Here is a 19,725-nt window from a genome sequence, read left to right on the forward strand (position 1 = left end):
CTAGATTTTTACACTAATTTTGTGTTTTTAATTAGTTTTTTATTAGGTGTTAAGTAGGAAATATATAATAAATACAGATTTTTTTTCAGATGAAATTAGATAATATAGACAAGAAGCTATTAGGATTGCTTCAAGCAGATAGCAAACAAACTACAAAACAGCTTTCGCTACAATTGGGATTGTCTGTAACAGCTGTTTACGAGCGAATTAAGAAGTTAGAAAAAGAAAAAGTTATTAAGCAGTACGTTGCTTTAGTTAACAAGAACAAAATTGAAAAATCGTTTTTAGTTTTTTGTCATGTTCAGCTAGAGAAACATAATAAAGATTATATAACTGTTTTTGAAAAAGAAGTTAATAGACTAGAAGAAGTAACTGAATGCTTCCACGTAAGTGGAGATTATGATTATATTTTAAAGGTTTATGTAAAGGATATGGATGCTTACAGAGACTTTATAGTAAATAAACTCACAGCGTTAAAACATGTAGGCAATACCCGAAGTGTTTTTACAATTGGTGAGGTGAAAAATTCAATAGCTATTGCGTTATAAAATATCCTGTTGATTTTTATAAAAAGTATCAGCTTGTAGTTTTAGTAAGTTACGAGCCATTTTTTGTTTGTAATTATATAGTTCTTCTTCAGTTTTTAAATCGGAATATACTTTATTGTTGAGGTTTTTATCGGTTTGTAGAATAGCTTCTCGCTGGTGTACTTGTTGTTGAATCCAAGTTTTTACTAATGACTCTTGATTTTCTAACTTATAATCGTACTCACTTTTTGAACTTATAAGTTTGGCGAAAATAGGAGCAGTTTCTATTGCTAAAAATAATAGGAAGATAAAGAAAGAAGGTAGCCATGGCAATTTGTTTAAAGCATTCACACGAGCCATTAATCCATCAAAGTTAGAAATAATAGGCTGTGTTTTATTTTCAATTTCTTTTTGTAGCTGAGTTAAATTATTAATAGCATCTTCTTTAGTTTTAATTTTTTCATTGTTTAAAGCTTTTAATTGATCCAACTCAGCTAAGGCTGTATCATGTTTTTCACGTTTTTCTTTATAAACAGGACCTTTTCCTAGTAGTTTTGTTCCTTTTCTTCCTTCAGCCTCGGCAATATAAGTTTCGTATAAAGTATTTACTTCGTTTTCTTTAGTGGTAATTTCGTCTTTTAAAGCGGTGATTTCTGAATTATTTTTTTCTATTTCAGGAGTAAACTGTTGTGCAATCTGAGTTTTGTTATCAAGTGTCATCTGATTCTTTTCGGTCAATAGCACTTGATTGATTTCTTTTTCGAAAATCTTTAGTTCTAAAGGTTTAGAAATTACTACTGCTATAATCATAGCTAACAGTAACCTTGGTAGAACTTGTATAATTTCTTTCCGTTTCGAATTTCTTTTTTTGATGGTTGAAACAATGAATCTATCTAAGTTAAAGATAAGTAATCCCCAAATAATCCCGAAAAAAATAGCAGTATACATATTGTCAAAAACAGTATACAAAGCGTAAGCAGAGGCAATAGTCGCCATAAGTGCAGTGAAGAAAACTGTAGCACCAATACCCCCATATTTATTTTGCTCTCCATTAGCACATTTTTCGAGCAAATCTAAATCAGCTCCAGAACAAAGAAGGAAAAATCGTTTTAACATACAAAAAGCTTATAGTTTAATAACGAGTGATTTAAGTATTTGTTACAAAAAAAGCCTCATTTAAGAGGCTTTTAACAAAGGAGTTAATTGTTTTTACTAGCTATATAAATAGCTCCTAATCCATCATTTTTTTTTACAACTTTAACTTTTTCGATGTTTTTTGGATTAATTTTATTCAATTCTACCTTACTTATAGGTTTGTTGTCTAAATAATATTTTATATTTTTTGATGTGTGTCTAGATAGTTTGTTTATAGTTGTTTGTTTCTGGTTATTCTTTTTTTGTATATACTTTTTAGTGTTTAACTGATATTGATATTCTTGTGGGAAACGTTTATTTCTTGCATTTTTATGAACAAAACTTCCAGAATAATTGAAAAAATCAGTGTTTTTATAATTATTTAAAACATTATTGTTAACTGCTTTTCCATCAATCCAAATAGAATATTTCTTAGTGTTTTTAAAATCTTGAAATAGTTTATTGGATAAAGCTTTCTGTTTTAATTTAATTTGAGGTGGAGGTGGAATCATTTTCTTTTCTTCCTTAGTTAATTCTGATAATTTTTTAGAAATAATATTACCGTTATTTGTAGTGTAGGTAAATGTTCCTTTTTTATGATTAACAATTCTTTTCAGTTTTGGTATTGAATCACTTTTTACTGATGTATGCTTTCTTTTATTATTACTTAGTGGAGTAGGTGGTGGTGGAAGTAACTTTTTATCTTCTTTAGTTAATTCATTTTTTAACTTATAATAAGCCTTACCATTTTTCTTAAATCTAATGTAAGGACTATGTGGGTGTATAGGTCTCTTTACTCTTATTTTATCATTTTTTGATAAGTTAAAATATAAAGATCCTAACTTAGAAAACAGGTCTTTTAACTGCTTCTGTCTTTCGATATTACTTTTAATATAATGAGGCTTTTGATCTCTTAGTTCTTCGTAAATTTTGTTGAGTTTATTATAATTAGCAACTCTACTTTCCCAAACTTTAATTTTTTCACCGTTAGGTATGTTTATATTAAACGTGTCTTTTTTTTCAATGAAACTCTTTTTTAGAGAATTTACATCATTTAGTTTTTCTTTTATGTCTTCCAAAATGTATGTGTCGTTAGACTTTTGTTCTTTTGGGAGTTCATTTTGAATAATTTCAGAGTCTAATAACTCATTACTATTTTCATAGGCTTCTACTCTTTCAGCAAAAAGTAATGTAAACCCTGTTAATACTGGTATTACCGCCAGCTTCTTTAATAAGATTTTGGTGCGAGAACTTCGTTTTGTCATCATTAATAATCTTTTTTTAGTTAATAAATAATTCAAATTACTGGCCAAGTAATAGTTGTTATTCCAAGCAGTTCTATTTAATAGTAAATATTGATACTTGGTAGTGTTTTTATGAGTTGTAATTACCTTGTTATCTGCTAAAAATTCGTGATTTAGTTTAATAGCTTTTTTAAGGAATATAAACGTCGGGTTTATCCAAAAAATAACTTGTAAAAGTTCAATTAATAAAATATCAAATGTGTGCTTTTACAATGCATGTGTTAATTCGTGTGTATAGAGTTCGGTTTCAATTTTGTTTGAATTGTATTCCTCTTTATTAATAAAAATGTAGTTCCAAAATGTATGAGGGCTAATAGCATCATCAACCAACACAAGCGTAGCTTTTTCTTTTTTAATTTTTTGATGGTGTTTAATTTTGAGATAAATGCTCATCAGATTTTTTATAAAGCGAATCAAAAGAATCAAAGCAATTATTGTATAAGCAAAGGCTAGATATTGCATATAATCTATTTCTTGTACTTGAGAAGTAACAATCTCTGTCGCCGTGTTACTGTCAATAACCAAGGGAACAAATAGTTCGGAAGCTTGCGAGGTAACTTCAATATATATTTTATAAAGAGGTGCCAAAAATGAAAACACAACACTTCCCAATAGATAAAATCGATTGAATTGATGCATTTTTTCTCGCTCCAATATCAAATAATAAAAAGTAAGAAGCAATGCTAAACAAAGTCCTGATTTTATTAAATAAGTTATCATTATTGTTGCTTTTTAATTTGATTATCAATTATCTTTTTTAACTCTTCTAATTCTGAAACTGTTAAATCTGTTTTTTCAGTGAAAAACGAAGCAAATTGACTTGCAGAATTATTAAAAAAGTTTTTAATCAATCCGTTTACGTGCTTTGAGAAATAATCTGATTTCTTCACTATAGGAAAATACTCTCTCGATTTTCCATATAGTTTGTAATCCACAAAACCTTTGTCTTTCATTCTTTTTAATAAGGTAGCAACGGTGGTTGTTGCAGGTTTCGGTTCGGGAAATTCAGCTAATAGATCTTTCATAAAAGCTTTTTTTAGCTTCCATAAATATTGCATGACTTGTTCTTCGGTTTTAGATAATTGCATCTCTACATAATTAGAATTAACTCTACAAATGTAGAGGGTGGGAAATAATATAAAAAAATAGCCTTGTGTAGAAAACAAGGCTATTTTATTGATGTTGTTAAGTGTAAATTATTTTGATAATTCAGTGAAATATTGATAGAAATACGGAATGGTTTCTATTCCTTTTAAGTAATTCCATACACCAAAATGTTCGTTTGGAGAGTGAATTGCATCAGAATTTAATCCGAATCCCATTAAAATAGTTTTACTCTTTAATTCTTGTTCAAATAAAGCAACGATAGGAATACTTCCACCACTACGTTGTGGAATAGGAGTAACGCCAAACGTTTCTTGGTAGGCTTTGCTTGCAGCTTGATACCCAATATTATCAATCGGAGTTACATATCCTTGCCCTCCATGATGTGGTTTTACTTCTACTTTTACCGATTTTGGAGCAATGCTTTCAAAATGCTTTTTGAACAATTCCGTAATTTCTTTCCACTCTTGTCCTGGTACTAAACGCATTGATATTTTTGCATAAGCTTTAGAAGCAATTACCGTTTTGGCTCCTTCACCAGTATATCCGCCCCAAATTCCGTTAACATCTAAAGTAGGACGGATAGAGTTACGTTCGTTAGTAGTATAACTAGCTTCTCCGTGAACATCATCAATATCTAAAGCAGCTTTATAGTCGTCTAATGAGAATGGAGCTTTCGCCATTTCATCACGCTCTTCACGAGATAACTCTTCTACTTTATCATAAAATCCTGGAATGGTAATATGATTGTTTTCATCGTGTAATGAAGCAATCATTTGTGTTAAAATATTGATTGGATTCGCCACAGCACCACCATATAAACCGGAATGTAAATCTCTGTTAGGTCCTGTTACTTCTACTTCAACATAACTCAATCCACGTAAACCAGTGGTGATTGATGGAATGTCATTAGCAATCATTCCTGTATCAGAAATTAAAATAACATCGTTGGCTAGCTTTTCTCTATTTCTAGGTACAAACCATGCTAAACTTTCAGAACCTACTTCTTCTTCACCTTCAATCATAAATTTCACATTACAAGGTAAGTTTCCTGTATGTGTCATGTATTCTAATGCTTTTACATGCATATACATTTGTCCTTTGTCATCACAAGCACCACGAGCAAAAATAGCTCCTTCAGGGTGTATGTCTGTTTTTTTAATAACTGGCTCAAAAGGAGGAGAAGTCCATAAATCGATAGGGTCAGCAGGTTGTACATCGTAATGACCATAAACTAATACAGTAGGTAAGTTTGGATCTACTATTTTTTCTCCATATACGATAGGATATCCAGGAGTTTCGCAAATCTCTACTTTATCACACCCTGCTTTTTCTAAACTATCTTTAATGGTATCAGCAGTATTTAATACATCTTGATTATAGGCAGGGTCAGCGCTTACTGATGGAATTTTTAATAAATCGATAAGCTCATTAATAAAACGATCTTTATGTTGAGCTATGTAATCTTTTACGTTTTGCATGTGTTGTATATTAATTAGCATCAAAAATAAGAAAAATAGTATACTTCTTCTTTGTAGTTTACAAGTATTGTTTATATTTGCATCCACAAATTCAGAAGTACGCGGGCGTGGTGGAATTGGTAGACACGCTAGACTTAGGATCTAGTGCCGTGAGGTGTGAGAGTTCGAGTCTCTCCGCCCGTACTTATTTAAAAATAAAAACCTTAATTCGTATAGAGTTAAGGTTTTTTCGTATAGAGTTAAGGTTTTTTTGATTTTGAAATTTTGTTTTTCAATTGTTTGTTGTTTGAAAATTATATTTTTAATTCATCAAATAATTCGATTAATTTTTTATCAGAGGGTCTAGGAGCGTAAGAGCTCACAATTTTACCAGAAGGATCGATAAGAATAAAATGAGGAATTCCTTGTACTCCATATTCAGTAATAAACTTTGAGTTCCAGTTACTGTCTGCCATTAATTGAATTCCTGTTAACTGTTTGTCTTTAACCATTTGTTTCCATGCATCATGATCTTTTTCTGCATCAATGGAGATACTTACAAACTCAATATTCTTATCATGATATTTTTTTTCTACTTCCTTTAAAAAAGGGATTTCGGCCTTACATGGTTGGCACCAAGTAGCCCATATGTCAATATATACATATTTTCCTTTTAAGTCAGTTAAGGAGAGAGCTCCACCTGCATTATTTTCATAATCTATAAATATTGGAGATGCCTTTCCTTTTGTTAATTTCTGAACTTTATTAAACTGTTTTGTTAATTGTTCTCTTAAAGTTTCATCTGTAGAAAGTTCTAAGATGCCATTGTACAGTTCTTCTGCGTTAGGGTTGCGTACCGATACTTGACGAGATAAATCAGCAAGTAAATTATTACTAATAACTTTGCTTTTTGACTCTTTAATTAGTTGTAAAGCTGCAGTTTCAAATGAAATATTTTCTTTTTCAGCTTTTTCTCTAGCTGAAGTGGAAAAGTTATAACCTACGATGCCTTTGTAGGTGTTGAATAGTTTATAATGCTCTTCATTATTAAGGTCTAAACCTTTTAGAACATTAGGAAAAGATTTTGAAACTTTAAAATCTTTGTTTTTTGTAAAATAACCATGAGCAGGTTGATACTTCATTACATGATCAATATATTCGTATTTTATATTTGCTTTTTCTTGCTCAACAAAATCAGAAGGTAAGTTTGCTAAAGATTTTTCTAAAGCATTTTTTTGCTCGTCCATTTTAGATAAATAAGCTACTTCATCTAAAGAGTAAAGTTCTGGAGTTGTTCCTATTCTTTCTTTAATTAAAAACTTTTGAGCTAGAAAGTTATTGACATCACTACCTTTACCACTATAAGTCATACTTTCGTCAAATTCTTTGGCATTCATATTTAAATGAAGGTTATAACCGTCTTTTAAAAACAAAGAAGAAGATTCCTTTCCGTCGCTAAATTTATAATACCCATTAGTATTAAAAATAGTATCGGAGAAAGCACCAGTCTCAGCAACTTTAATTTCTCGAACAATTTCATTGGAACTGTTTTTAATTGTTAAATTTTCACTATTAGCGTTTTTAATAGTCCCTGTAAACAATGTGTAGTTAATAGGCTTTGAATTATTACATGAAACAATTGTAAAAACTAGAATACCTAAAAGTAATTTTTTCATGGATGGATAATTTTTATATATTTCTTATTAACGTTTTTTTACGAGGAAAATTATAGAGTAGAGATTGATTCTTAAGTTAACTTGTATTAATATTTTAAATATCTTTAGCAGAAAAAGATATTTTTATTTTGATAACAACACTACTTATAATTCTATACATAGCCATTGTTGCTACAGTTGCGGTTATTATAATTAATACATCAACACCATCTAAGGCAATAGCTTATTTGTTTTTACTCATCTTATTTCCAATTGGAGGGGTTATTATTTACTTAATGGTTGGGATAAATCATAGAACCTATAAGTTGTACAATAAAAAGCTAGAAGTAGATAAAAACATTTTTTTTGAACTTAAAGAACAGCTAAAAAACTATACCGAAAAAACACTGTCAACTTCTAAAAATCATTTAGGGCATTTTTACAATTTAACCAAGTTCATACATAAAGAAAATGTATTAACGAATAACAATAAGGTTAGTTTATTTTTAAACGGAGAACGTAAATTTCCAGAAGTTATCAAGGCTTTAAAAGCTGCTAAAAACCATATACATATTGAGTATTATATTTATAAAAACGATGCCATTGGGCAAGAAATAGGAGAGGTTTTAAAAGAAAAGGCTAAACAAGGAGTTAAAGTGCGTTTTATTTACGATGATTTTGGAAGTAAAGATATCCGTAAATCGTTTGTGAAATCTTTAATTGATAGTGGAGTCGAAGCATATCCTTTTTATAAAATTAAGTGGTTGTTATTAGCCAATAGAATTAATTATCGAAATCATAGAAAGATTATTGTAATTGATGGGGAGATTGGCTTTGTGGGAGGAGTTAATGTTTCAGAGAGGTATATTAACCCAAACAAGTTTAATTGTTATTGGAGAGATACACATATTAAAATAGAAGGGCTTGCTGTTTTGAATTTACAGCGTGTTTTTTTAGCAGATTGGAATTTTTGTGCGGATCAAAATGTTATTGTAGAAGAAGAACTTTTTCCTGTAGGCAACCAAGAAACGACTAGTGAGCATAAGCAATTAGTTCAGGTGATTTCAAGCGGACCAGATTCTGACCATCCAGATATTATGTATGCGCTTATTCAAGCAATACTGTTGTCAAAAAAAGAAATATTAATTACTACACCATATTTTGTGCCAAGAGCTTCTTTTTTAGATGCTCTTAAAATAGCTAGTTTGAGTGGGGTTTCTATAAAGTTATTGGTTCCAAGTGTTTCAGATTCAAAATTAGTAAACGGAGTATCGAATTCTTTTTATAAAGAAGTTTTAGAAATAGGGGTAGAGGTGTATAGATATAAAAAGGGATTTGTACATGCAAAAACAATGGTGTTTGACGAATTAGTTTGTTCTGTGGGGACAGCAAATTTAGATGAACGTAGCTTTGATCTAAATTTTGAAATTAATGCGTTGATATATGATAAAGGTTTTGCTAGTCAGCTGAAAAATGCTTTCTTAGAAGATTTAAAGCACAGTGAGAAAATAGAGATGAAACAATGGAATAGTAGACCTGTTTTAATACGTTTTACAGAAAGAGTTGCTCGGTTGTTAGCGCCTATTTTATAGCTAAGTTAAATAAAAAAAGTAACGGTAAAATTTTCTTGTTCTTAAGAGATTTTACCGTTATATATACTACAAAAAAAAGAGCTTTCTTAAGTTAATCTTTAATTATAAACATAGATCTACGATTGAGTTGATGCTCATCTTCAGCACACGCCGTTTTGTTAGTACATTTGTTAATGAGCTCTGATTCTCCGTATCCTTGAGCAGTTAACCTTGTTATATCTATTCCTTTTTTCAGTAGCCAATTTAATGTAGCTTGTGCTCTGTCTTCAGATAGCTTTAAATTATAAGAATCATTACCTCTTGAATCTGTATGTGATTCAATACTAATTTTCAAAGTAGGGTACTCATTTAAAGCGGCTAAAATTTTAGCCAATTCAATTTCTGCATCTGGACGAATATTAGATTTGTCATAATCAAAGTAAATAGGTTGTAATGTTAACCTACATCCCAAATCGTTTGGAGGACAAGGGTCAGACAGCTCCAAAGCCAAAGGCATGTTTAGCTTAATAGGCATTTTAATAGTTTTTGGGTTGCTGGGGGTTTCTATAACTTTTTCTTTCGGAAAGTATTCCTTTTTCTTTGCCCTTAGAGTATATTGCTCTTGGCAATCTAATAAAAAGGTAAAAGTAGCATCATTACCTACAGTCATTGTTTTTACTTTTTTGTTGTTACTATCTATTAAAGTAACTTCCGCATTTGGAATTAGTTCACCAGTTTTTTTATCAATTACAGGTCCTTGAATGGTGATTTCACAACGTTCCCAAATTTGATAAATATCATCACTTTTACTGCCTTCTTTACCATCACGATTAGATGTGAAATAACCTATTCTATCCTCTTTTATAATGAACCCAAAATCGTCTTTTGAACTATTTATAGGTTCTCCAAAAGTAGATATTTCACCATGAGAGTCTTCTATTAGTTTTGTTACAAAAATATCTAAACCTCCCATGCCTGATGAATGCCCGTCACTAGAAAAATACAAATCGTTATCGTCACTTACAAACGGGAAAGTTTCTCTTTCAACAGTGTTTATCTTGTTACCAAGGTTAATAGGATTTGTATAAATACCTTCTCCTAAAATTTTCACATACCAAATATCGGACATTCCTAAACTACCAGGCATGTCTGAGGAAAAGTAAAGTCTGTTTTCTTCGGGGTTAAGGGTTGGATGCCCAACGGAGTAATTGTCGTTATTAAAAGGGAGTTCTTGTATACTCCCCCAAGTATTTCCATTTCTGGTGGCTTTATATATTTTGAGTCTAACAACATGATCTTTGTCTCTTTTCTTTTTACCATTTAAATAATTGTTTCTGGTGAAATACATGGTGTTTCCATCTTTTGTAAAAATAGCGGTAGATTCATGGTAAGGTGAATTAATACTTCTGTCAAAAGCTTTTACTTGCCCAAAATTCATGTCTTTATCTAAAGGAACTTGATATAAGTTAAGGAAAGGTTGATTATCCCATCCAGCAAGTTTAGTAGATTGTTCTTTTGATAAAGTTGGGTTTTTTCTACTTGAGGCAAAAACAATATTGTTACCATAAAAGGCTGGACCAAAATCTGAATATTCTGTATTTACAGGAACTTTTTCTATTTCAAAAAGTTTATCCTGCACACCTTTTTTGAATAAAGTGTCAGCAACATTTTTATAGGATTTTAAGGAGGTAACTTTTCCTCCTTTAAATCTGTAAACTTCCATGAGTTTTTCAGCTTCTTCAGGTTGATTAATGCTTTTTAAACATTGAGCTGCTCTAAAATAATCAACTGTAAGGGCTTCATTTGGAAACCGATCTATTAAATTGTAATACCATTTTGCAGCGCTTGAATAATTGCTGTTAAAATAGTATGTATTTCCCAATCTTCTATAAATTTCGGCTGATCCATAGTTCCCTTCAACGACTTTTAAATAGATTTTTTGTGCATCTATAAAATCATACGTATTGTACTTGGTATTTGCCTTTTCAACTAGTGCAATTTGAGTGAAAGCAGAAGTACTTGTTAAGGCAACAAAAAAATAAAATATTAAATAATGCTTTTTCATGATATTAAGAGTTTAGAAGAATCTTGGTGTTAGTATACGTTCGGGATTATTGAAGATGTCAAACCTTAAAAAGAACTCGTAAGTACCATTACTATGGTCTTCGATGTCTGTAGTTTGAAAATCATATCCCATTCCTAAGAATAACTGATTAGTTATTTGAAATCCTGCCATGGCGCTAATTGCAGCGTCCCATCGATATGAGGCTCCGAGGGTGAATTTATTATTGAATAGAAAATTTGCAGATAAATCGGCTTGTAAAGGAGAGCCATTAACCCACTTAAACATTGTTGTAGGTTTAAACTTAAGGTTTTCACTAATATCAAAAACATAACCAGCTATTAAGAAGTAATGTAAACGTTCTATAGCTATAGCGTCTTCGTCACTGTTATTGGTGCTATCTGAATTATAGTGTTTTGAATTGAAAAAATTAGGTACTGATAATCCAAGATAGAGCCTGTCGTTGTTATAGTAAATACCTGCACCTATTTGAGGTTGCACTTTTTTATCAATATTTTCTGCAAACTGCCAATCATTATCATCATATATGTTTAGTTTAGAATAATCTACATCAAGTATGCTTAGACCACCTTTAATTCCAAAGGATATTCTTGAATTTCCTGATAACAATAAAGAGTATGCATAATCTATAGTAATACCTGTTTCGTTTGAAGGACCTATTTTATCATTAATAATAGAAAGCCCTATTGCATTTCGTTTGAGTGTACCTAAAGGAGTATTAAAGGTGAAAGTACCAGTGTTTGGAGCTCCTTCAAATCCTGCCCATTGCGTTCTATATAGCAACCCTAAACCAAGAGTGGTTTTAGAACCAATATAACCTGGGTTTATGACTTGAGTATTATACATGTATTGTGTATACTGTGGGTCTTGTTGAGAAAAACACACATTTGAACTAATAAATAGTAGTAGTAATAAATAATAATGTTTCATTAGGTTTTGTGTTTTTTAATTTCTTTTTAGGTATAGATACCCTTTGTTAGTCATAGCTTCTTGGTTAGCGTTCCACCGTGTTAGTATATAGAAATAAGTACCTGTAGGTAACTTTTGATCTTTACTGACTGTTGCTCGTCCTTCAGAAATTCCCTTAAATAAGTTTCCATTAGTTCCATAGGCATCAGTTTGGTAAACTAAAACGCCCCATCTATTAAAAACCTTAAGGTTGTTGTTAGGGTAATTTTCTATACCGTTAATGCGGAAGAAATCATTAGCGCCATCTCCATCAGGGGAAACAGCATTAAAAACTTCAAAAGGAACTTCTTCTATGGGTAAAACTGTCATTGTTGGGTCATCTGGGTCACCGTCATTGTCAACATCAATATCATCTAAGTTATTAGGGTCGTCAGAAGTGTCAGTTATTGAGTTTCCAGAGGAGTCTTCAGCGGTGACTATAGCTTGATTAGTGACGGATTCGTTAATTAAGTCTTGTTCAGTTATACTGTAAGTAGCAGTAAAAGTTGTACTATCTACTTCACCTGGTAAGAGTTGAGAAATAGTGTTACCGTTTATAATAATACCAGGTAGGTTATCTTGCAAAGTAATATTATATAGTGTTGATGTTCCAGTATTGTAAATGACAAAACTATACGTTATTGTTTCTCCAATATTTGCATATCCATCTCCATTAGCATCATTAAAAGTACTTGTTTTTTCAAGAGAAATACCATTGAGTTGACAAAGAGTAGTTTGTGTTTGATCATCTTCAAGTACACTATCGTTGTCTGATAGATCGCTTACATCATTACCATTGATACTTGTACCCGTAACAGTTGCTTGATTGGTTACGGAGCCATTATCAATATTGGCTTGAGTGATTGTGTAACTGGCGGTATAACTCCAAGTTTCATTTGCATCAAGTTGATTGTCGTTATCGGCATCACCTGAAGCTAGTGCAATTGTACCACCCAACATTGAGTCGGTAAGTACTACATTAGTAATGCTGGTATTTCCTGTGTTTGTAAGAGTAAAACTGTAGGTAATAGTTTCTCCTACATCGCTACATCCATCTGTGTTTTCGTCATTAAAAGTAGCCGTTTTAATAAGTGCTATACCATCAGATTGACAAAGAGTAGTTTGTGTTTGGTCATCTTCAAGTACACTATCATTGTCTGATAGATCGCTTATATTATTACCACTGATACTTGTACCTGTAACAGTTGCTTGATTGGTTACCGAACCATTGTCAATATTAGCTTGTGTTATGACATGACTAGCAGTATAACCCCAAGTTTCATTAACATCAAGTTGATTATCACTATCAGTATCGCCTGAAGCTAGTGCAATTGTACCGCCCAACATTGAGTCGGTAAGAACTACATTGGTAATACTGGTATTTCCTGTGTTTGTAAGAGTAAAGTTATAGGTAATAGTTTCTCCTACATCGCTACATCCATCTGTGTTTTCGTCATTGAAAGTAGCCGTTTTAATAAGTGCTATACCATCAGATTGACAAAGAGTAGTTTGTGTTTGGTCATCTTCTAGGGTACTGTCATTGTCAGATAAATCATTCACGTCATTACCGCTGATACTTGTACCAGTAACAGTTGCTTGATTGGTTACCGAACCATTATCAATATTGGTTTGAGTAATTGTGTAATTAGCAGAATAACTCCAAGTTTCATTAATGTCAAGTTGGTTGTCACCATCAGTATCACCTGAAGCTAGTGCAATTGTACCGCCTAGCATTAAATCGGTAAGAACTACATTAGTAATGGTAGTATTTCCTGTGTTTGTAAGGGTGAAATTATATGTAATAGTTTCTCCTACGTTACTACATCCGTCAGTATTTTCATCATTGAAAGTAGTCGTTTTAATAAGCGCTATACCATCGGATTGACAAAGAGTAGTTTGTGTTTGGTCATCTTCTAGGGTACTGTCATTGTCAGATAAATCATTCACGTCATTACCACTGATACTTGTACCTGTAACAGTTGCTTGATTGGTTACCGAACCATTGTCAATATTAGCTTGTGTTATGACATGACTAGCAGTATAACCCCAAGTTTCATTAACATCAAGTTGATTATCACTATCAGTATCGCCTGAAGCTAGTGCAATTGTACCGCCCAACATTGAGTCGGTAAGAACTACATTGGTAATACTGGTATTTCCTGTGTTTGTAAGAGTAAAACTGTAGGTAATAGTTTCTCCTACATCGCTACATCCATCTGTGTTTTCGTCATTGAAAGTAGCCGTTTTAATAAGTGCTATACCATCAGATTGACAAAGAGTAGTTTGTGTTTGGTCATCTTCTAGGGTACTGTCATTGTCAGATAAATCATTCACGTCATTACCACTGATACTAGTCCCCGTAACAGTTGCTTGATTGGTTACTAGACCATTATCAATATTAGCTTGTGTAATCGTGTAGTTAGCAGTATAACTCCAAGTTTCATTAACATCAAGTTGATTATCGCTATCAGTATCACCTGAAGCTAGTGCAATTGTGCCACCCAACATTGAGTCGGTAAGAACTACATTAGTAATGGTAGTGTTTCCTGTGTTTGTAAGAGTAAAGTTATAGGTAATAGTTTCTCCTACATCGCTACATCCATCTGTGTTTTCGTCATTGAAAGTAGCCGTTTTAATAAGTGCAATATTATCGGATTGACATAAGGTGGTTTGAGTTTGATCATCTTCAAGAATGCTATTGTCATCAGATAAATCTGTAACAACAACTCCAAGAGATGATTCACCACTTGCTGTAGCTTGATTTGTAACTGAACCAGTATCAATATTGTTTTGAGTTAAAACGTAATTAGCAGTATAAATCCATGCCTCACCTACGTCAAGGGTATTGTTGGTGTTTATATCTCCTGAGTCTAGTGCAACCAGTCCACCTAGTAGAGGATCGTTTACAGTAACATTTATCAAGCCAGTGTTTCCTTGGTTTGTAACTGTTATTGTATACGTTAATGTTTCTCCAGCATCGCTACATCCGTCAGAATCTTCGTCATTAAAGGTTGCTGTTTTAACAACGGCTATGTCTGGTGCTTGACATAAATCAACAGATGTTACGTCATCCTCTAAAGCACTGTTGTCGTCTGATAAATCATTCACTGTACCTCCTGAAACAGTACTGGCTTGAACTGTGGCTTGATTTTGAACAAATGTATTAGTAATATCAACTGGAGTAATACTGTAAGAACCTGTATATACCCAAACTTCGTTAACATCTAGTTCATTATCTGAATCGGTATCTCCTGAAGTATAAGAAACTGTTATTAAAGGGTCGGTTACTACTATTGAGTTTAAAGTTGTATTTCCGGTATTTATTACAGAAAGGATAAAGGTTATTGTTTCTCCATTGTCGCTACAACCATCACCGTTTTCATCATTAATGGTTCCTTGTTTAATAAGTGCAATATCTTCAGTTTGACATAAACTGATTACTGTTGGGTCGTCTTCTAAAGTGCTGTTGTCATCAGATAAATCATTTACGTTGGTTCCTCCTGTACTAACTCCAGTTACAGTAGCTTGACCAGTAACTGAGCCATTGTCAATGTCATCTTGAGTGATAATATAGTCTAATGAATATATCCATGTTTCGTCAACATCTAGTTCATTATCACCATCAGTATCACCAGAACTTAATGTTAAAGGAGATGGAGAAATAGGGTCGGTTAACTCAACATTGGTAATACTAACATTACCTGTATTTGTTACGGTATATGTGTAAGTAATTGTTTCGTTAGGGTTTGCACATCCGTCATTATCCACATCGTTAAAAATACCTTGCTTTAATAAGGCAATGTCTGCTTGCTGACAAAAAGATGTGTTAGTCGCATCAATATATCCACCATAAACTTCAATTGAATTTACTGCGGCAACTAATGAGGTTATAGTTAATTGAATTTCGTCAAAACCTGTGCTAGTATCAAAAGCTACAACGTAAAAGCTATCTGTACTAGTAGGAGTAATATTAACTAATCCAAGTGCTTCAAGAGCTAACAAATTATTTGCTGTTTGCTGTTCTTGTTGAACGCCGTTAAGATAAGTTGTAATTGTGAGTGTATTCAATAAATCTGCTTGAAGTAAGTCGTTTGTGTCTCTGATGACAAACCCTGCTTGTGTACCAGCAGGGTAATCAACAAGTACATCTTGAACTGAAATTGAAGCACTTCCAGCTACACCAGCCACAATGTTTATAAGTGCATAATCAGAATTGTCTTCAGATATAACATTTACAGCATTATCAACCTCACAAGCTACACAAGCAATACCATCAGTTCCTGTATTATCATTGTTAATAATCACTGAGTTGCTTGGGTTTGATATTACATAAGGTTCGTCACAATTGATTGTTCCTGGACAGAAAGATTGAAGTACCATTCCGTAAACTCTGGTACTACCCAGATTTAATGAAAGGGTTTGTGTCATAGAAAGTTGTACTTCATCAAAAGGAGCGGTAGTAATAAACCCTAATCTTACAGATTCACTTCCTGTTAATAACAAACCAGAATATACTGGAAGCAATTCAGTTGCGCCCGTTTTAGATTCAACAAGTGTTCCGTCTAAATAAGTTGAAATGGTTATAGCGTCAAACAATTGAGTGTTTAAAAGCGTAGTATTTTCAATGTCAAAACCTGCAAAAGTATTAGCGGTGTAATCTGTAATTTCATTTTTGTATGCTATTGATGCTGTACCTGCAACCCCAGCTAATAAATTTATAGAAGCGTAGTTCGAGTTGTCAGAGTCAATAGCATTATTAATATTGTTAACGGTACCTAGTGTTAAAAGACCACCATTACCTGTATGCTCCTCTACTGCTCTAACTGGAAAGTTTGGCTTAGTAAGTTGTGTGGCGGTGTTACATGCTAATTCAGGCCCTTCACAAAACCTATTTGTTACAGCAGCGTAAACGTTTGTTGTTGATGCGACTCCAGCTAAACTAGCAATAGAAATTTCTACAGCATCATAATTCATTGAAGTATAAAAACCAACATAGAACTGATCAGCATCTAAGATAGGACTGTCTAAAGCAAGTAAAGAAGTACTAGTATTCGTTTCTTGCTGTGCTCCATCAAGATAGGTTGTTATAGTAATGGCATTTAAAAGGTCGGCTTGAAGAACAGACGTATTCTCTATCAGGAAGCCAGCATAACCACCTGACTCATTAAATTCACCAGCAGTGTTGTCTGTAATAGTTAAAGTATGTGTTACTCCCAAACCGATAAGTGTTGATACAGAAGCAAAGCTAGAAGGATCTGTATCTATGATGTTACTAGCGTCAGAAATACCGCAACCTACCACACAGAGCCCAGAAGTATTTTCGTCTACTGTTAAATCAGTAAAGTTATCATTTGTTATTGCTACAGGATTTTCTGTATTACATGGAATAGGATATTGTACACCATCAGTAAAAATAATATATTCTGCTGTAGATTGACATCCATTAGAGTCTGTTACAGTCACAGTGTAGTTTCCTTGGGTTAACCCTGAAATAGAAGAAGAGGTTTCACCTCCTGGGCTCCATAAATAAGTGTAGGGAGGTGTTCCTCCTAATACAGATAAAGATATGCTTCCGTCTGAAGCTCCTATAGATGTTTCTTTTATTTTACTTCCAGATATTATTATTGAGTTGTCTACATAACTGCCATATACCTCAATACTATTAACAGCAGCAGCAAGTGAGCTAACCGTAAGCTGAATTTCATCATATTCAAGTGTGGTAGGGAATCCTACTAAATAAAAACCATTAGTTGCAGATGGAGTTATATTTATTAACCCTAATGCTTCAAGAGCTAGTAAATTATTTCCAGATTGTGTTTCTTGTACTGACCCGTCTAAATATGTTGTTACAGTTAAAGAGTTTAATAGGTCTAGTTCTAAGAGGTCATTTGTATCTCTAATAACAAATCCAGCAGTACTTCCAGAAGGAAAATTACTTAAAACGTTTTCAACAGAAATAGAAGCTGTGCTAGCAACACCAGCTGTTACATTTATCATAGCAAAGTCAGATTCACTTTCACTAATAACATTTGTTGCATTATCTACTTCACAGGCTACACAAGCCACCCCATTTACACCAGTATTTGTGTTGTTAATTATAACAGGTTGAGAAGGGTTGTTTAGTAACGTAGCAGTATCACAGTTTAAATCACCTTCACTAAAAGCTTCTAATATGAGACCATAAACTCGAGTGCTTCCTAAGTCTAGAGAAAGAGTCTGTTGAATGGATAATTGAACTTCATCAAAAGGTAATGAAGTTACAAAACCTACTTGAGATCGTTCAGTCCCCGTAAACAATAAACCACTGTCTATAGATAATAATTCAGAACTACCTGTTTTAACTTCTTGTTGAACTCCGTCTAAATATGTAGTTATTGTAACCCCATCAAGTAATTCAAGATTCAGAACAGAAGCATTTTCAATATCAAAACCTACATAAGTTTGTGCTGGATAATTTGTTAATTCGTCTTTTATAGAAATACTTCCAGTAGCTATAACTCCTAAAGTAAAATCAATACTAGCATATGTATTACTGTTTGAGTCTACTGCAGCATTGGTGTTTGTGACAGTACCAACATTTAAAAGACCTCCCATTCCTGTGTGTTCATCAACAATACGAGCAGGAAAATCAGGTTTATTTATTAAAGTAGGGGTATTAGGCTCTAAATTAGGACCAACGCAAAAACTATTAGTAACAGGATAATAAATATTGGTGCTAGAAGCAATACCAGCTAAACTAGCTGCCGAAATTTCAATACTATCATAGTCTAATGTGGTATAAAACCCCACATAAAATTGGTCATTATTTAGTAGAGAGCCATCAAGTGTTACTAACGAAGCTCCTGAATTTGTTTCTTGTTGAACACCATTTAGGTAGGTTCTTATAGTAATAGCTCCCAGTAAGTCTATTTGGGCAACAGAGCCATTTTCTACTAAAAAGCCAGCATAACTTCCCGCTTCAAAATATTCATCTATAGTGTCATCGGTTACTGTTATTGTGTGGGTTACACCTAGTCCTAGTAGTGTAGAAACTGTAGTGTAGTTCGTAAGGTCAGTATCTGTTAGGTTGTTGAGATTTGAAATACCACACCCCAATAAACAAAGTCCACTAGTATCTTCAGTTACAGTCAAATCAGTGAAACTAGTTGAAGTGATAGCAACAGGAGAATCGGTGTTACAAGGAACGGTTATAGGTGGAGAATAATTAATATTGTCATTTAAGTTTCTATTTTCAGAAAATGAAGAAAGAATCAAAAACAAGAAAAATAAAGAAGTGAGTTTAAATTGTATGCAAATTTTTTGCAACGTTAAGTACGTATGGGTAATTCTTTTCATAATAGTTGATTGGTTAGACATTGTAAAGTATTGTCAAGCCCAAATAGTGGTTTATGGGCAGAAACAACATTACATTAATTAAAATGTTGACAAATAGCTTTTAAATACTTGGGGTGTAATAGCTAATTTTTTAACAAAGCAAGGAGTCAGATTTCATTTTTCGGGGGTATAGTTGGTTATGAGTATTGGTATAGTTATAAGACTTCCAAATATTGGTAGTCTAAAAAACAACTGTGTAGTTATTGGAATAACAGTAGGTTAGCTCTTGAAAGTTTGGTTAAAAATAATAGTGTTTAATTATAGCTAACCTTTTTGATGAGGTAAGAGAAAGATAATCATAATGTGAGAGACTTAAATTTAAAAAACTTAAATGTGTTCCAGTAAAACCAAAAAAAGGAATTACCTAGTTTCCAACAGTCAATAACTAGCTATTGACAGTAAATAGTATTTTAACTTTAAGGGGGTGTAAGAGGAGAGAAATCATAATTTTTAACGTTATTTAATTAGGATTAAAACTCTTAATACTTTGTGAATATAATAAAAAAACATCATAAATACAATGGATAAAATTTTATTTTTTTGATTTTAATTGTTGTTTCTCAGT

11 protein-coding genes and 1 tRNA gene are annotated in these 19,725 nt (G+C 32.6%); 3 read left to right on the forward strand and 9 right to left on the reverse strand.

The genetic code is table 11. The features are described 5' to 3' along the window. Window positions 1-89 precede the first annotated feature (89 nt). A complete protein-coding gene (locus C7448_RS13280; protein WP_115901873.1) occupies window positions 90-548 on the forward strand; it encodes an Lrp/AsnC family transcriptional regulator in 459 nt (152 codons plus the stop codon). Here C7448_RS13280 and C7448_RS13285 read toward each other — a convergent pair. The 5 genes from C7448_RS13285 to C7448_RS13305 form a co-directional block, all read right to left on the reverse strand. Further along, on the reverse strand, window positions 543-1,643 hold the full coding sequence (locus C7448_RS13285; protein WP_115901874.1) for a DUF4407 domain-containing protein: 1,101 nt from the start codon (window positions 1,641-1,643) through the stop codon (window positions 543-545). The two genes, C7448_RS13280 and C7448_RS13285, sit on opposite strands and share 6 nt — an antisense overlap. A gap of 83 nt (window positions 1,644-1,726) precedes the next feature. Continuing rightward, a complete protein-coding gene (locus tag C7448_RS13290; protein WP_147300538.1) occupies window positions 1,727-2,929 on the reverse strand; it encodes a hypothetical protein in 1,203 nt (400 codons plus the stop codon). Between the two features lie 243 nt (window positions 2,930-3,172). After that, window positions 3,173-3,685 (reverse strand): hypothetical protein, encoded by a 513-nt coding sequence (locus C7448_RS13295; protein ID WP_147300539.1) that lies wholly within the window; start codon window positions 3,683-3,685, stop codon window positions 3,173-3,175. Continuing rightward, window positions 3,685-4,053: a BlaI/MecI/CopY family transcriptional regulator gene (locus tag C7448_RS13300; protein ID WP_115901877.1), complete on the reverse strand. Its 369-nt coding sequence runs from the start codon at window positions 4,051-4,053 to the stop codon at window positions 3,685-3,687. The genes C7448_RS13295 and C7448_RS13300 overlap by 1 nt, the downstream gene beginning before the upstream one ends. Window positions 4,054-4,161: 108 nt before the next feature. Then, window positions 4,162-5,550, reverse strand: a complete 1,389-nt coding sequence (locus tag C7448_RS13305) for a dipeptidase (protein WP_115901878.1) — start codon at window positions 5,548-5,550, stop codon at window positions 4,162-4,164. 101 nt (window positions 5,551-5,651) lie between these two features. Between C7448_RS13305 and C7448_RS13310 the strand changes: the two genes are divergently transcribed. Beyond that, window positions 5,652-5,733, forward strand: a tRNA-Leu gene (locus C7448_RS13310). Between the two features lie 110 nt (window positions 5,734-5,843). Here the strand turns inward: C7448_RS13310 and C7448_RS13315 are convergent. Then, complete coding sequence (locus tag C7448_RS13315; RefSeq protein WP_115901879.1) at window positions 5,844-7,205, reverse strand: TlpA family protein disulfide reductase; 1,362 nt, start codon at window positions 7,203-7,205, stop codon at window positions 5,844-5,846. A gap of 128 nt (window positions 7,206-7,333) precedes the next feature. On the opposite strand from C7448_RS13315, the gene cls reads away from it, so the two are divergent. Continuing rightward, on the forward strand, window positions 7,334-8,776 hold the full coding sequence (gene cls / locus C7448_RS13320; protein ID WP_245939482.1) for a cardiolipin synthase: 1,443 nt from the start codon (window positions 7,334-7,336) through the stop codon (window positions 8,774-8,776). A gap of 91 nt (window positions 8,777-8,867) precedes the next feature. Here the strand turns inward: cls and C7448_RS13325 are convergent, their stop codons facing one another. Genes C7448_RS13325 through C7448_RS13335 form a run of 3 tightly spaced genes read right to left on the reverse strand, consistent with a single transcriptional unit; the run spans window position 8,868 to window position 19,121 of the window. Continuing rightward, window positions 8,868-10,820 carry an OmpA family protein gene (locus C7448_RS13325; protein ID WP_115901880.1) on the reverse strand — a complete coding sequence of 651 codons (1,953 nt, stop codon included), beginning with the start codon at window positions 10,818-10,820 and terminating at the stop codon, window positions 8,868-8,870. 12 nt (window positions 10,821-10,832) lie between these two features. Beyond that, a complete protein-coding gene (locus C7448_RS13330) occupies window positions 10,833-11,768 on the reverse strand; it encodes a PorP/SprF family type IX secretion system membrane protein (protein WP_115901881.1) in 936 nt (311 codons plus the stop codon). A gap of 15 nt (window positions 11,769-11,783) precedes the next feature. Next, window positions 11,784-19,121, reverse strand: coding sequence for a DUF7507 domain-containing protein (locus C7448_RS13335; protein WP_170137043.1), 7,338 nt, complete (start codon window positions 19,119-19,121; stop codon window positions 11,784-11,786). Between the last annotated feature and the right edge of the window lie 604 nt (window positions 19,122-19,725).

The sequence above is a fragment of the Tenacibaculum gallaicum genome, assembly GCF_003387615.1.
GTDB classification, from domain to species: domain Bacteria; phylum Bacteroidota; class Bacteroidia; order Flavobacteriales; family Flavobacteriaceae; genus Polaribacter; species Polaribacter gallaicus.

Coding starts and splice junctions, on each gene's coding strand:
- C7448_RS13280 (WP_115901873.1), top strand. CDS start 90: ATGAAATTAGATAATATAGACAAGAAGCTATTAGGATTGCTTCAAGCA.
- C7448_RS13285 (WP_115901874.1), bottom strand. CDS start 1,643: ATGTTAAAACGATTTTTCCTTCTTTGTTCTGGAGCTGATTTAGATTTG.
- C7448_RS13290 (WP_147300538.1), bottom strand. CDS start 2,929: ATGATGACAAAACGAAGTTCTCGCACCAAAATCTTATTAAAGAAGCTG.
- C7448_RS13295 (WP_147300539.1), bottom strand. CDS start 3,685: ATGATAACTTATTTAATAAAATCAGGACTTTGTTTAGCATTGCTTCTT.
- C7448_RS13300 (WP_115901877.1), bottom strand. CDS start 4,053: ATGCAATTATCTAAAACCGAAGAACAAGTCATGCAATATTTATGGAAG.
- C7448_RS13305 (WP_115901878.1), bottom strand. CDS start 5,550: ATGCAAAACGTAAAAGATTACATAGCTCAACATAAAGATCGTTTTATT.
- C7448_RS13315 (WP_115901879.1), bottom strand. CDS start 7,205: ATGAAAAAATTACTTTTAGGTATTCTAGTTTTTACAATTGTTTCATGT.
- C7448_RS13325 (WP_115901880.1), bottom strand. CDS start 10,820: ATGAAAAAGCATTATTTAATATTTTATTTTTTTGTTGCCTTAACAAGT.
- C7448_RS13330 (WP_115901881.1), bottom strand. CDS start 11,768: ATGAAACATTATTATTTATTACTACTACTATTTATTAGTTCAAATGTG.
- C7448_RS13335 (WP_170137043.1), bottom strand. CDS start 19,121: ATGAAAAGAATTACCCATACGTACTTAACGTTGCAAAAAATTTGCATA.